12 protein-coding genes are annotated in these 13,207 nt (G+C 49.7%); all 12 read left to right on the forward strand.

What is annotated here, in order from left to right; genetic code table 11:
- Positions 1-303: 303 nt before the first annotated feature.
- The 12 genes from ACPYIV_RS04900 (at position 304) to ACPYIV_RS04955 (ending at position 13,122) form a co-directional block, all read left to right on the forward strand.
- Positions 304-1,419, forward strand: coding sequence for an acyltransferase family protein (locus ACPYIV_RS04900; protein WP_293739178.1), 1,116 nt, complete (start codon positions 304-306; stop codon positions 1,417-1,419).
- A gap of 128 nt (positions 1,420-1,547) precedes the next feature.
- Positions 1,548-2,678 (forward strand): acyltransferase family protein, encoded by a 1,131-nt coding sequence (locus ACPYIV_RS04905; protein ID WP_425885903.1) that lies wholly within the window; start codon positions 1,548-1,550, stop codon positions 2,676-2,678.
- Positions 2,679-2,775: 97 nt separating this feature from the next.
- Complete coding sequence (locus tag ACPYIV_RS04910; protein WP_293731678.1) at positions 2,776-3,981, forward strand: L-serine ammonia-lyase; 1,206 nt, start codon at positions 2,776-2,778, stop codon at positions 3,979-3,981.
- An 88-nt stretch (positions 3,982-4,069) separates the two neighbouring features.
- The gene (locus ACPYIV_RS04915) at positions 4,070-5,068 is read left to right on the forward strand and encodes a glycoside hydrolase family 43 protein (RefSeq protein WP_425885906.1); all 999 of its coding nucleotides are present in this window, start codon (positions 4,070-4,072) and stop codon (positions 5,066-5,068) included.
- A gap of 122 nt (positions 5,069-5,190) precedes the next feature.
- Positions 5,191-5,835 carry a TetR/AcrR family transcriptional regulator gene (locus ACPYIV_RS04920; protein ID WP_425885908.1) on the forward strand — a complete coding sequence of 215 codons (645 nt, stop codon included), beginning with the start codon at positions 5,191-5,193 and terminating at the stop codon, positions 5,833-5,835.
- Between the two features lie 17 nt (positions 5,836-5,852).
- Positions 5,853-7,172, forward strand: coding sequence for a TolC family protein (locus tag ACPYIV_RS04925; RefSeq protein ID WP_425885910.1), 1,320 nt, complete (start codon positions 5,853-5,855; stop codon positions 7,170-7,172).
- A 479-nt stretch (positions 7,173-7,651) separates the two neighbouring features.
- Positions 7,652-8,545: an HlyD family secretion protein gene (locus tag ACPYIV_RS04930; protein ID WP_425885912.1), complete on the forward strand. Its 894-nt coding sequence runs from the start codon at positions 7,652-7,654 to the stop codon at positions 8,543-8,545.
- A 119-nt stretch (positions 8,546-8,664) separates the two neighbouring features.
- Positions 8,665-9,591 carry an ABC transporter ATP-binding protein gene (locus ACPYIV_RS04935; protein ID WP_425885914.1) on the forward strand — a complete coding sequence of 309 codons (927 nt, stop codon included), beginning with the start codon at positions 8,665-8,667 and terminating at the stop codon, positions 9,589-9,591.
- A gap of 207 nt (positions 9,592-9,798) precedes the next feature.
- Positions 9,799-10,542, forward strand: a complete 744-nt coding sequence (locus ACPYIV_RS04940; protein WP_425885916.1) for an ABC transporter ATP-binding protein — start codon at positions 9,799-9,801, stop codon at positions 10,540-10,542.
- A 26-nt stretch (positions 10,543-10,568) separates the two neighbouring features.
- The gene (locus tag ACPYIV_RS04945; protein WP_425885918.1) at positions 10,569-10,922 is read left to right on the forward strand and encodes a four helix bundle protein; all 354 of its coding nucleotides are present in this window, start codon (positions 10,569-10,571) and stop codon (positions 10,920-10,922) included.
- Entirely contained in the window at positions 10,919-12,025 is a 1,107-nt protein-coding gene (locus ACPYIV_RS04950; RefSeq protein ID WP_425885920.1) for an ABC transporter permease, read from the forward strand. The genes ACPYIV_RS04945 and ACPYIV_RS04950 overlap by 4 nt, the downstream gene beginning before the upstream one ends.
- Positions 12,026-12,030: 5 nt before the next feature.
- On the forward strand, positions 12,031-13,122 hold the full coding sequence (locus tag ACPYIV_RS04955; RefSeq protein WP_425886496.1) for an ABC transporter permease: 1,092 nt from the start codon (positions 12,031-12,033) through the stop codon (positions 13,120-13,122).
- Positions 13,123-13,207 lie beyond the last annotated feature (85 nt).

The raw sequence follows: 13,207 nt of genomic DNA on the forward strand, positions 1-13,207 counted from the left end.
AAGAAATATTTATCATCCCACTTTATTTGGATTATACTGTTCGTCTCTTTAATCATGGATTCTTTGTGATAACTTGTGATTTATTGGATATCAAATATACATGTGCAATTTTGATGTCTACCTTGCTGACAATAGTAGGATGTAAGAGAAAGGGCTATGTAATTATACCGTACACAATGGCGATTATACTTTCAAACAGGAAATTTATGTGAATAGTGCTTTTCAAAGATACTTGCTTATGAAGGAAAAAGACCTATATTTGTAGATTCAATCGATAAAGTTAACTCAAAAGACATTGTGTATATGGAAAAACAAAAACAGTCCCGGCGGCTGCTATCGCTGGATGCCCTGAGGGGTTTTGATATGTTCTTTATTATGGGAGGGGCCTCCCTTTTCGTTGCGTTGGCAACGTTGTTTCCGAATCCATTTTTTCAGGTGATAGGTGAGCAGATGCACCATGTGAAATGGGATGGGCTGACACACCATGACACGATCTTCCCGTTGTTTTTGTTTATTGCCGGTATCTCGTTCCCTTTCTCATTGGAAAAACAGCGGGAGCAGGGAAAGACGGATGCCGATATCTATAGAAAGATTATCCGCCGCGGGCTGACGTTGGTGGTGTTGGGCTTTGTCTACAACGGACTGCTGAATTTTGATTTTGAGCATCAGCGCTACGCCAGCGTGCTGGGACGTATCGGTCTGGCATGGATGTTCGGGGCGTTGATCTTTGTCAATACGCGGACGATCACGCGCGTCTGGATCACGGCGGCCATCCTGGTCGGCTACTGGTTGCTATTGGCTTTTGTTCCGGCGCCGGATGGCAACGGGGCGGGAGTCTTCACGATGGAAGGCTCGCTGGTCGGCTATGTGGACCGGTTGCTGTTGCCCGGACGCCTGCACTTGACGGTGCATGATCCCGAAGGGATTCTGTCTACTGTGCCTGCGATTGCGACCGCCCTGTTAGGTATGTTTACGGGTGAGTTCATCAAGATGCAGAGGGAAGGGCTGACGGACAAGAAGAAAGTGGGCGGACTGGTTGTCGCCGGAGCCGTCCTGTTGGCTGTCGGTTTGCTTTGGAGCCTTTTCTTCCCGATCAATAAGAACTTGTGGACAAGTTCATTCGTCTGTGTTGTAGGTGCATACTCCGTGTGGATGTTCGCGTTGTTCTTTTATGTTGTCGATGTGTTGGAGATTCGCAAATGGACGCTGTTCTTTAAGGTGATCGGCGTGAACTCTATCACGATCTATCTGGCTCAGGAATTTGTCAACTTCTCCTTCACTTCCGACGCTTTGTTCGGCGGTCTTGCAGGGCTGATGCCGGAAGCCGTTCAGCCGTTGATCGTTTCGATCGGCTATATTGCTGTTTGTTGGGGATTCCTGTACTTCCTGTATCGTCAACGGATTTTCCTGAAAGTGTGAAAAGATTTATGATTTCAGATTTATGATTTATGACCAGAAAACATAACATTAAACATAAATCTGAAATCTTTTTTATACAAATCATAAATCATAAATCATAAATCATAAATCATAAATCATAAATCATAATGAACTCTACTTATAAACGCCTGGAGTCGCTCGACGTGTTACGCGGCTTCGATCTGTTTTGCCTGGTGGCGCTGGAAGGGATCTTGCATCCTCTCGGACGTGCGATAGACGCGTCGTGGTATAATGACTTTCTGTGGGGATTCTCGCATGTGCAGTGGGAAGGTTTCTCTTCGTGGGACTTGGTGATGCCGCTCTTCATGTTCATGGCGGGCGTGTCGATGCCGTTTGCCCTTTCCCGTTATAAGGCGATGCCTGACAAGTGGGCGGTGTACCGTCGTATCATCAAGCGCGTGGTTCTGCTTTGGATTTTCGGGATGATGTGCCAGGGAAACCTGTTAGGATTGGACCCGGACCGGATTTATCTTTATTCGAACACGTTGCAGGCGATTGCGATGGGCTACCTGATCGCGGCCATGTTGTTCCTGCATGTGCGGCTATCCGTGCAGATCGGGACGGCGGTTGCCCTCTTGCTGGTCTATTGGGGGGCGATGCAGTTTATTACGGTCGACGGCTATGGCGGTGGTAATTATACACCCGACGGAAACCTGGCCGAATGGGTGGACCGTACCGTGTTAGGTCGGTTCCGGGATGCTGCCGTGGTCGAGAACGGGCAGGTCGTATTTGCCGAATCATATCGTTATACCTGGATATTGAGCAGCCTGAACTTCGGGGTGACGGTGCTGACCGGGCTTTTCGCCGGACAGATTCTGAAAAGTGCGATGGATCAGAAACGTAAATGGCAATGGCTGTTAGGGATCGGCGTGGCGATGGTTGCCTTAGGCTGGCTGTGGGGATTGCAGCTTCCGGTGATCAAGAAGATATGGACGAGTTCGATGGTGCTGGTCAGCAGCGGCTACTGCTTCCTGCTGATGGGCGTGTTCTATTATTGGATCGATTATAAGGGACACCGGAAGAACTTGACCTGGCTGAAAGTCTACGGCATGAATTCGATTGTCGCCTATATGCTGGCTAACGTGATTAGTTTCAGATGTATAGGGACATCTCTTTTTCATGGTCTCGAACAATATACGGGAAATTATTATCCGGCTTTGATTGCGGCGTCGAATGCATTGATTATTTATGTAATTTTGTGGCTGCTTTATAAGCGTAATATATTTTTAAAGGTGTGAAAGGATTTATGATTTCAGATTTATGATTTATGCGTTGATAATAAATCATAAATCTGAAATCATAAATTATAAATCATAAATCATAAATCTCAAAAGAATGGAATCAATCAAGCAAATATACCGGATCGGCCACGGACCGTCCAGTAGCCACACGATGGGGCCGATGCGTGCCGCCCGGATGTTTCTGGAACGCAATCACGGTGCCGTGCGGTTTAATGTCACTCTTTATGGAAGTCTGGCGGCCACAGGCAAAGGCCACATGACGGATGCGGCAATTCTCGAAGTGTTAAGCCCGGTAGCCAGGACCAACATCACCTGGGAACCGAAGGTGTTTCTGCCTTTCCACCCGAACGGCATCCTGTTCCAATCGTTTGACGAAAGCGGCGAGGAACTGGATAACTGGACGATTTACAGTATCGGGGGCGGAACGCTGGCAAACGAGACCTACAACGAGTTGACACAGGGGCAGGTCTACGAAATGCATACCATCAAGGATATACAAGCCTGGTGCGAAAAAACCGGCCATTCCTACTGGGAATATGTCGAACAGTGCGAAGGCCCTCAAATCTGGGATTATCTTGCCGATGTATGGGAAGTGATGCAACAGGCGGTTCGCAACGGGCTCGAAGCCGAAGGCATTCTGCCCGGCGGTTTGGGAATCCGGCGTAAAGCATCCGACTACATGATCCGTGCCAAAGGCTATGGCAGCAGCATCAAAAGCCGTGGGATGGTCTATGCGTATGCTTTGGCCGTTTCCGAAGAGAACGCCTGCGGAGGCAAGATCGTGACGGCCCCGACCTGCGGTTCGTGCGGTGTCATGCCGGCTGTGCTCTATCACCTGAAAGAATCCCGTGACTTCCGTGACTCCCGTATCTTGCGTGCGCTGGCGACCGCCGGGTTGTTCGGCAACGTGGTGCGTACGAATGCATCCGTTTCCGGAGCCGAGGTAGGATGCCAGGGAGAGGTCGGCGTGGCTTGTGCGATGGCGGCTGCAGCAGCCAGCCAGTTGTTCGGCGGGACGCCTGCCCAGATCGAGTATGCGGCCGAGATGGGGCTGGAACATCACTTGGGACTGACCTGCGACCCGGTTTGCGGATTGGTCCAAATCCCCTGTATCGAGCGTAACGCCTTTGCGGCAGCCCGTGCGCTGGATGCAAACACCTTCTCCAACTTCTCCGATGGCAAGCATCGGGTGAGTTTCGACCAAGTGGTGGAGGTGATGCGCCAGACCGGAAACGACCTGCCGAGCCTCTATAAGGAAACATCTGAAGGCGGTTTGGCTAAGAATATGGAACGGGAATGAAAAGATTTATGATTTATGTGTTGATACGCTTTATTATCGCATAAATCATAAATCAAGGAATCATAAATCAAGGAATCATAAATCATAAATGAAGAAAAGTTTATATATGCTATTCTGTGCTGCTGCATTAGTTTCATGCGGGCAGCCGAAACAACAACAGGAAGCTGTTGTAGAAGTGGCAACCAGTGGCAACCCTGTGCTCGATGGATGGTATGCCGATCCCGAAGGAATTATTTACGGCGATACTTATTGGATATTCCCGACTTGGAGCGACGCGTATGAGAAGCAGACCTTTTTCGACTGTTTCTCGTCCAAAGACCTGGTGAACTGGACAAAACATGCTTCCGTGCTGGATACTTCCGCCGTGAAATGGGCGAAGAAAGCCATGTGGGCGCCATCCATTATCAATAAGGATGGCAAATACTATTTCTTCTTCGGTGCCAACGATGTGCACGAAGGCGAAGTAGGAGGAATCGGGGTTGCCGTCAGCGACCGTCCGGAAGGACCGTACAAGGACCTGTTGGGCAAGCCGCTTATCAATGAGATTGTGAACGGGGCACAGCCGATCGACCAGTTCGTCTTTCGTGACGATGACGGCCGTTATTATATGTATTACGGCGGCTGGGGACATTGTAACGTTGTCCTCTTGAATGACGACTTCACCGGATTGGTGCCTTTTGAAGACGGGACGGTCTACAAGGAGGTGACGCCGGATAAATATGTGGAAGGCCCGTTTATGTTTAAGAAGAACGGCAAATACTATTTCATGTGGAGTGAAGGGGGCTGGACCGGCCCTGATTATTGTGTCGCTTATGCGATTGCCGATTCGCCTTTCGGACCTTTCGATCGTGTTGCTACGATCCTTGAGCAGGATTCGACGATAGCGAGGGGAGCTGGACATCATTCTGTCTTGCATGTTCCGAACACTGAAGATTATTATATCGTCTATCATCGTCGTCCGTTGAACGACAATACCCGCGACCACCGTGTGACTTGTATCGACCGGATGACTTTCGATGAAAACGGATTTATAAATCCTGTTAAAATGACCTTCGAAGGTGTTCCCGCCCGTACAATAGATAAGTAAGAAGCAATTAATCGATAAAAGATATTAAAACAGGGGTGTAGCTGTTGCACTCCTGTTTTTTTATACTACTTTTGACACAAGTGTCAGACGTAAGTGATAAAATATTTAATAACATTATAGCAATGGGTACAGAAGAACTTCAGGACATGGAAAGCCGGATTATCGAAGCGGCGAAACGGGTGTTTGTCAGGAAAGGGTATGAGGCGACCAAGATGGGAGATATCGCTCTTGAGGTCGGGATCAGCCGTACGGCCTTGCACTATTATTTCCGGACGAAGGAGATGCTTTTCGATGCGATCTTCGGCCAGTTGATGGATGCGTTGTTGCCCAATATCGGGATGATTGTAAGGGAGCCGACCTCTTTTCTGGAAAAGATTCCGAAGATCGTGGAACAGTACACGGCGATGATCCAGGCCAATCCGCTGTTTCCGATCTTTGTGGTGAACGAGTTTAACCGTGATCCGGAACATTTATACAAGACGATCCTGAAAGATCCGGAGAAAGTCAAGCCGTTATTGCTTTTGCAGAAACAGATGCGGGAGGAAATGGAACGGGGATTGCTGAAAAAGGTTCCGCTGGTCTATACCGCTTCCACGCTGTTGAGCCTGATCGTCTTTCCGATGTTGGCAAGGAATCCGCTCACGAGTGCTTTCTTTGAAGGCGATCCCCGGAAATTCGAGGACTTTTTACTGGAACGAAGGACTTTTATCACGGATGTCATGGTCCGGTTGCTGACGCCGGACGAGACGCAAACTCTAAAAAAATGAATAAAAGGAGGATGCATATGAAACAGACATTCCTGTATGGCTGGAAACAGATCGCCCTGTTGCTCGTCTTTTTCCTTATGGCGGAAGGGGCGGGAGCACAGGAGCGCATTACGCTGGGCGAATGCTACGAATGGGCGCATGCCAATTATCCGCAGATACGCCAGTACGGGCTGATCGAACAGACCGAACGGTATAACCTCTCCAATGCCGCCAAAGGCTGGATGCCGCAGCTCTCGGTCAACGTGAAGGCGACGTACCAGAGCGATGTGACGAAACTGCCGTTCGATGCAGATAAACTGTCGGCGATCATCCCCGGAATCGAGATCCCGACACTCAGTAAGGATCAGTATCAGGTCGTTGCCGAAGTGAACCAGACGATCTGGGACGGTGGTGCGATCCGTTCCACCCGTCAGTTGACGGAGGCACAGGCGACGGCCGACCGGGAACAGCTGAACAGCGATCTTTATACCTTGAACGACCGGGTGAACCAGCTTTATTTCGGTTGTCTACTGCAGGACGAATTGATCCGCCAGAACGGTTTGCTCCAGAAAGAGTTGCAGATCAATATCGACCGTATCTCGGCCATGATGGAGAACGGCGTTGCCAACCAGTCCGACCGCGAAAGCATGGAAGTCGAATTGTTGAACGCCCGCCAGAAAGAGATCGAGTTGAAGGCCGCCCGTTCGGCTTACGGCAAGATGCTGGCTGCTTTGATCGGTCGCCCGGATGCCGGAACGTTTGTGTTGGAAGTGCCTTTGCTTCCGGAGGCTCCTTCGTTGTCGCCCGTGATCAACCGGCCGGAGCTTCGTGCGTTGGATGCCAAAAGCGAGTTGCTCGAGTTGCAGAACAAGCAGTTGACGGCCGGCCTGATGCCTCGCATCGGTGCTTTCTTCCAGGGCGGTTACGGCCGGCCGGGGTTGAATATGCTGGAAGACAGTTTCAGTCCGTTCTATGTCGCCGGTGTTCGTCTGAGTTGGAACATGGGTAAATTATATACCTTGAAGAATGATCGCCGGAAGATTGCCACGAATCGGCAGGCGGTGGAGGTCGGGCGGGAGACATTCCTCTTTAACACCCGTCTCCAACTGATGCAGCAGAACACAGAGATCAAGAAAATGACTGATCTGATGAAAGCCGACGATGAGATCATCCGCCTCCGCTCCAGCATCAAGAAGGCGGCCGAAGTCAAATTGGCGAACGGCGTGATCTCCGTCACCGATCTTATCCGCGAGATCAACTCCGAAGATCTGGCCCGCCAGGCGGCAGCCGCGCACCGGATACAACAGTTGCAATCTATCTATAATTATATGTATACGACAAATGAAGGATATAAATGATGATTTACCAGTTACTTTTCTCTTGAAAGAAAAGTAACCAAAAGTTCAAGGCTTAACCTGGCGAGCTACTCCGTTCCCTTCGTTCGCTGTCGCGTCTGAAACTCGCTTCGCTCAAACAGCAGACGCTTCGGGCGCTCACTGCGGTCACTGCGCTTAACGCTCACCAGCTTAGGCCGGAAATAGAGCCTGACGGCTCTTTGAGGATGGCCGATGCCGCCTGTTATATTAGGTGTCGGCATCGGCTATCCCAAGAGAAAGCGCAGCTTTCTAAGAAAGGCCTAAGCGGGTGGGCGTCAAGCGGAGGGTAAAGGCGAAGCGTTCGGAGCCTGCGCTGTCTGAGCGAAGCGAGTTTCGCAGGCGACAGCGTAGCCTTTGCCCGGAGTAGCCCAGCCGGTTAAGCCTTGATCTTTTGGTTACTTTTGGATCAAGCCAAAAGTAACAGATAAATCATTATTTTATGAAATTAAATACCAATCAATATGAAACCGATTCTTTTATTCAGTTTTGCTCTGGCTCTGCTGGCTTGCAGCGGCAATGAGAACGACTTTGATGCTACCGGAACATTTGAATCCACCGAAATAATCGTTTCTTCGGAGGCGAACGGGAAGATTATGGAGCTTGACTTGCAGGAAGGTGACCGGCTCGAAGCCGGAGCCGTGCTGGGTTATGTGGACACGATGCAGCTTTACTTCCGGAAGAAGCAGCTTGAAGCGGGCCTCCGCAGCGTAGACATCCGGAAACCGGATATCCGTAAACAGATCGCTTCCCTCGAACAACAGATCGCCGTCGCCCGAAGCGAACAGCAGCGTATGGAGAACTTAGTAAAGGCGAAAGCCGGCAACCAGAAACAGGTCGATGACATCGTCAACAACATCAAGGTGCTGCAAAAACAGCTGGATGCACAATATTCGACCTTGCATAAAACGACAGGCGGGGCGGATGCCGAAGCGGAAAGCATCGTCTACCAGATCATGCAGCTGGACGACCAGTTGCAGAAAAGCCGCATCGTCAACCCGCAGTCCGGCACTGTCCTTATGAAATATGCCGAACCCGGTGAAGTCACGGCAGCCGGCAAGCCTCTTTATAAGATAGCCGACACCGATCTGCTGTATCTCCGCGCTTATCCTACCGCCGGACAGCTTACGAAGTTGAAGCTCGGCGGTGGGGTGCGTGTCTTTGTCGATTTCGGTGAAAAGGAACAAAGGGAATATCCCGGTACGCTCACCTGGATTTCCGAAAAGTCGGAATTTACTCCGAAAGGCATCCAGACCAAAGACGAACGCGCCAATCTGGTCTATGCCGTCAAAATCGCGGTCAAGAACGATGGCTATTTGAAGATCGGGCAATATGGGAAAGCGTTATTTAATGAATAATGAATAATTAATAATGAATAATGAAGGATGGACAGAGAAACTGGTTTGTGCTTGTATTCTGCTTGTTCATTATTAATTCTTCATTCTTCATTATGCTTGTTCATTATTAATTATTAATTATGGAGAGCGTTGTAGTACAGAAAGTAAATAAGGCTTACGGCGAGGTACAGGCTTTGCAGGACATCTCGTTGCATATCGGCGAAGGAGAGCTTTTCGGGCTGATCGGACCGGACGGGGCGGGCAAGACGTCGCTGTTCAGGATACTGACCACCCTCGTGCTGGCGGACAGCGGTACGGCGTCGGTCTGCGGACTGGATGTCGTGCGCGATTATAAAGAGATCCGGTGGCGGGTAGGGTATATGCCGGGGCGCTTCTCCCTTTATCAGGATCTGACGGTGGAAGAGAACCTGAACTTCTTTGCTACCGTGTTCAATACGACCGTCCGGGAAAACTATGACCTGATCCGCGACATATATGTCCAGATAGAACCTTTCAAAGGGCGGAAAGCCGGGAAGCTCTCCGGTGGAATGAAGCAGAAGCTGGCGTTGAGCTGTGCACTGATCCATCGGCCCGACGTCCTTTTCTTGGATGAACCGACGACAGGTGTCGATCCCGTTTCGCGTGTGGAGTTTTGGGATATGCTGGACCGGTTGAAGAAACAAGGAATCACGATTATGGTTTCGACACCCTATATGGACGAGGCTTCCCGCTGCGACCGTATCGCGCTGATGCGTGGCGGGCGCTGCCTGTCGGTCGATACGCCGGAAGGCATCCGCCGTACGTTCGATAACTATCTGTATGCCGTCCGGTCGGCTTCGATGTATAAGCTGTTGCTCGATCTCAGGACATACCCGGATGCGGATTCCTGTTTTTCTTTCGGCGATGCCCATCATTTCTCCATCTCGAAGGATGTGGTGGACAAGGAGGGGGAAATATCCTTCCGTAACCGCTTGCGCACCTTTTTGGAAGTCCAAGGGCATACGGAAATCGGTATTGAGCGGATAAAACCCGGCATCGAGGACTGTTTTATGGCGTTGTCGAAGTGAAAGATGCCGGAAAATTATTTTTCATGACCATTCAAGGGTGTTTGGCGGTAGAAAATTATTTTCTTTCATTATTCAAGGGTGTTTGGTCGTGGAAAATAATTTTCCAGCGTCTTTCAAGGGTGTTTTGCCTCGGAAAATAATTTTCCAGGGCTTTTCAAAGGTGTTTAACCCCGGAAAATTATTTTCCGGCATTTTTCAACTATAAAGATGAATGTAATAGAAACAGATCAACTAACGAAACGCTTCGGTTCCTTTACCGCCGTCGACCATATCAGTTTCACGGTAGGCGAGGGGGAGATTTTCGGTTTCTTAGGAGCGAACGGGGCGGGGAAGACAACCGCCATGCGTATGTTGTGCGGCCTTTCGACACCTACCTCCGGGACGGGACGGGTCGCCGGTTTCGATATTTATAAGGAAACGGAACTGATCAAACGGCATATCGGCTATATGAGCCAGAAGTTTTCTCTCTACGGGGACCTGAAGGTCTGGGAGAATATCCGTTTGTACGGCGGTATCTACGGCCTGTCGGAAAAGCAGTTGAAGGTGAAGACGGATGAACTGCTCCGGGCTCTTGACCTGGAGAACGAACGGAACACGCTGGTCGACGCCCTGCCGTTGGGCTGGAAGCAGAAGCTGGCTTTCTCGGTCGCCATCATCCATGAGCCCCGGATCGTATTTCTGGATGAACCGACCGGAGGTGTCGATCCCGTCACCCGCCGCCAGTTCTGGGAGTTGATCTACCAGGCTGCCGGGCGTGGCATTACAGTCTTTGTCACCACCCACTATATGGACGAGGCGGAGTATTGCAACCGTGTCTCCATCATGGTGGACGGCAAGATCGAAGCCTTAGACAGTCCTTCCGCCCTCAAATTGTCTTTCAAGGCCGGTGATATGAACGAAGTCTTTCATGCGTTGGCGCGGAGAGCGAAGAGAACGAATAATAATGAATAATTAATAATGAATAATAGAGAATGAAGATGGGTAATGTTGTAAGGGAGAAGTCTTATGGGTTTGCTTTGCGAATGATAAAGGCTTATAAGTATTTGTCTGTATCTCAAAGGGAGTTCGTTTTGTCTAAGCAGATGTTGCGAAGCGGAACGGCTATAGGGGCTCTTATTCGTGAGGCGGAATATGCACAGCCGAAAGCTGATTTTGTTCATAAATTGAGTATTGCTTTGAAAGAAGCGAATGAAACAGCATATTGGATATCCTTATTGGAAGATTCGGAATATATGGAGGAAACAGGTGCCATTTCATTAATGAATGATTGCTATGAACTGATAAAGCTACTAACAAGTATAATTGTTACATCCAAACAATCGGCAAAATGAGTATCTCAAAATTATTCATTATTAATTATTCATTATTCATTAACAAAAGCTCTTTGATTGCTTTTGTTAGAAAGGAATTTATACACATCTTCCGTGACAAGCGGACGATGATGATCCTGCTGCTGATGCCCATCGTCCTGATCATCCTCTTCGGCTATGCTATTACGACGGAGATCAAGCGTGTGCCTATTGCCATCCTGGACCAGAGCCGGGACGAGGTGACGCAGAAGATGATTTCCCATTTTGCCGCCAGCGAGTATTTCGATCTTTATAAGATGATCGATAGCGAAGAAGAAGGACAGGCCCTTTTCCGTCAGGGGAAAATCCGGATGGCTTTAATAGTGGAAAGTGGAAAGTTGAAAGGTGAGAGTGAAATTCAGTTGTTGGTCGATGCGACCGATCCGAACGAGGCGACGCAGCTATCTGCGTATGCTACGCAGATAGTAGTTGAAAGTGGCAAAGGAATTGTGCCAATAATTTCTTTGCTCTACAATCCCCAAATGAAGGGAGCCTATAACTTCGTGCCCGGTGTCATGGGGTTGATCCTGATCCTGATCTGTGCCATGATGACCTCCGTCGGGATTGTGAAGGAGAAAGAGATCGGGACGATGGAAGTGCTTCTCGTCTCTCCGATGAAGCCGGTCTATATCATTCTGGCAAAAGCGACTCCCTATCTATTGCTGAGCTTGGTGAATATCGCCACCATCTTAGCTTTGTCGTATTTCCTGTTGGACGTGCCGATCAATGGCAGCCTGTTGTTGCTGGTCGGTGTTTCCGTCCTATACGCCCTGGTCGCGTTGTGCCTGGGGTTGCTGATCTCGACGATTGCCGACACCCAGCAAGCCGCCATGCTGATCAGTGCCGTGGTCCTGATGCTTCCTATCATATTGCTGAGCGGGATGATGTTCCCGATCGAGAATATGCCGGTGGTCCTGCAAGTCATTTCCAATATCGTACCGGCCAAATGGTATATCATCGCCGTGAAAGATATCATGATAAAAGGCCTGGGCTTCGGTTCCGTCCTTCAAGAGGTCGGCGTGCTGGTCCTGATGGCAGTCGTGTTGATAGGATTAAGTGTGAAACGTTTTAAAATACGATTGTAATGAAGATGTTGAAATATTTATTGGAGAAGGAGTTCAAGCAGATCCGGCGGGACCGTTTTCTGCCCCGTATCATCTTCCTGTTGCCGGTTATACAATTGGTGGTCCTCCCTTTTGCCGCCAATTTCGAGATGCGGAATATCAATCTGAGTATCGTCGACAACGACCATACCGTCCTTTCCCGCCAGTTGACGGACAAAGTCCTTTCCTCCGGCTATTTCCGTCTGGCGGATGTCTCGCCCCGGTACGACGAGGCGTTGGTTTCCATCGAAAGCAATGCTGCCGATATCATCCTCGAAATCCCCTCCCGCTTCGAAGAACGGTTGGGGCGGGAGGGTACGGCCGAGCTTCTGATCGCCGCCAATGCAGTGAACGGGACGAAAGGAGGAATCGGCAGTTCCTATCTCGCGTCCATCATCCAGGATTTCAATCGGGAGAAGAGTCTTTTGCCCGTATCGGCCGGAGAGGGCGGAATCCGTGTCACGAACCTGTTCAACCCGCATCTGAATTATAAGAACTACATGGTTCCCGGTATCATGGCCTTCCTGCTGACGCTTATCGGCGGTTTCCTTTCCGCCCTGAACATCGTGAGCGAAAAGGAGAAAGGGACAATCGAACAGATCAACGTGACGCCTGTCCCGAAAGCCCTGTTCCTGCTCTCCAAGTTGATCCCGTTTTGGATGATCGGTTTTGTCTTGCTCACGATAGGCGCCTGTATCGCCTGGCTGGTCTACGGGTTGCTGCCGGTGGGCAATATGGGGATCATCTACCTGTTTGCCGCGGTCTACCTGATGGCGTTTACCGGCTTCGGCCTGGCGATCTCGTCCGTCTCGTCTACCCAGCAGCAAGCGATGTTCACGGCTTTCTTCTTTATGATTATTTTTGTCCTCCTGAGCGGTATATTCACACCGATCAGCAGTATGCCTGCCTGGGCGCAGGAACTGACACGTCTCAATCCGCTCCGCTATTTGGTCGAAGTGATGCGGATGGTTTATCTGAAAGGCAGTACTTTAGCAGACCTTACCGGACATTTTATAGCTGTTTGCCTGTTCGCTGTATTCTTTAACGTACTCGCTATCGTCAGCTACAAGAAGAGTTGAAATGTGTTCTACGACATACTTAACTAATTTTTACAAACATCCTGCCTTCATTTCTTTGCACTCTTTTATATTTGATTCAAATCTG

Origin of the sequence: Parabacteroides vesiculifaciens (genome assembly GCF_049860805.1) — a bacterium.
Classification (GTDB): Bacteria; Bacteroidota; Bacteroidia; order Bacteroidales; family Tannerellaceae; genus Parabacteroides.

Bases quoted from the DNA above. Each gene is read 5' to 3' on its own strand.
- ACPYIV_RS04900 (WP_293739178.1), top strand. From the start codon at position 304: ATGGAAAAACAAAAACAGTCCCGGCGGCTGCTATCGCTGGATGCCCTG.
- ACPYIV_RS04905 (WP_425885903.1), top strand. From the start codon at position 1,548: ATGAACTCTACTTATAAACGCCTGGAGTCGCTCGACGTGTTACGCGGC.
- ACPYIV_RS04910 (WP_293731678.1), top strand. From the start codon at position 2,776: ATGGAATCAATCAAGCAAATATACCGGATCGGCCACGGACCGTCCAGT.
- ACPYIV_RS04915 (WP_425885906.1), top strand. From the start codon at position 4,070: ATGAAGAAAAGTTTATATATGCTATTCTGTGCTGCTGCATTAGTTTCA.
- ACPYIV_RS04920 (WP_425885908.1), top strand. From the start codon at position 5,191: ATGGGTACAGAAGAACTTCAGGACATGGAAAGCCGGATTATCGAAGCG.
- ACPYIV_RS04925 (WP_425885910.1), top strand. From the start codon at position 5,853: ATGAAACAGACATTCCTGTATGGCTGGAAACAGATCGCCCTGTTGCTC.
- ACPYIV_RS04930 (WP_425885912.1), top strand. From the start codon at position 7,652: ATGAAACCGATTCTTTTATTCAGTTTTGCTCTGGCTCTGCTGGCTTGC.
- ACPYIV_RS04935 (WP_425885914.1), top strand. From the start codon at position 8,665: ATGGAGAGCGTTGTAGTACAGAAAGTAAATAAGGCTTACGGCGAGGTA.
- ACPYIV_RS04940 (WP_425885916.1), top strand. From the start codon at position 9,799: ATGAATGTAATAGAAACAGATCAACTAACGAAACGCTTCGGTTCCTTT.
- ACPYIV_RS04945 (WP_425885918.1), top strand. From the start codon at position 10,569: ATGGGTAATGTTGTAAGGGAGAAGTCTTATGGGTTTGCTTTGCGAATG.
- ACPYIV_RS04950 (WP_425885920.1), top strand. From the start codon at position 10,919: ATGAGTATCTCAAAATTATTCATTATTAATTATTCATTATTCATTAAC.
- ACPYIV_RS04955 (WP_425886496.1), top strand. From the start codon at position 12,031: ATGTTGAAATATTTATTGGAGAAGGAGTTCAAGCAGATCCGGCGGGAC.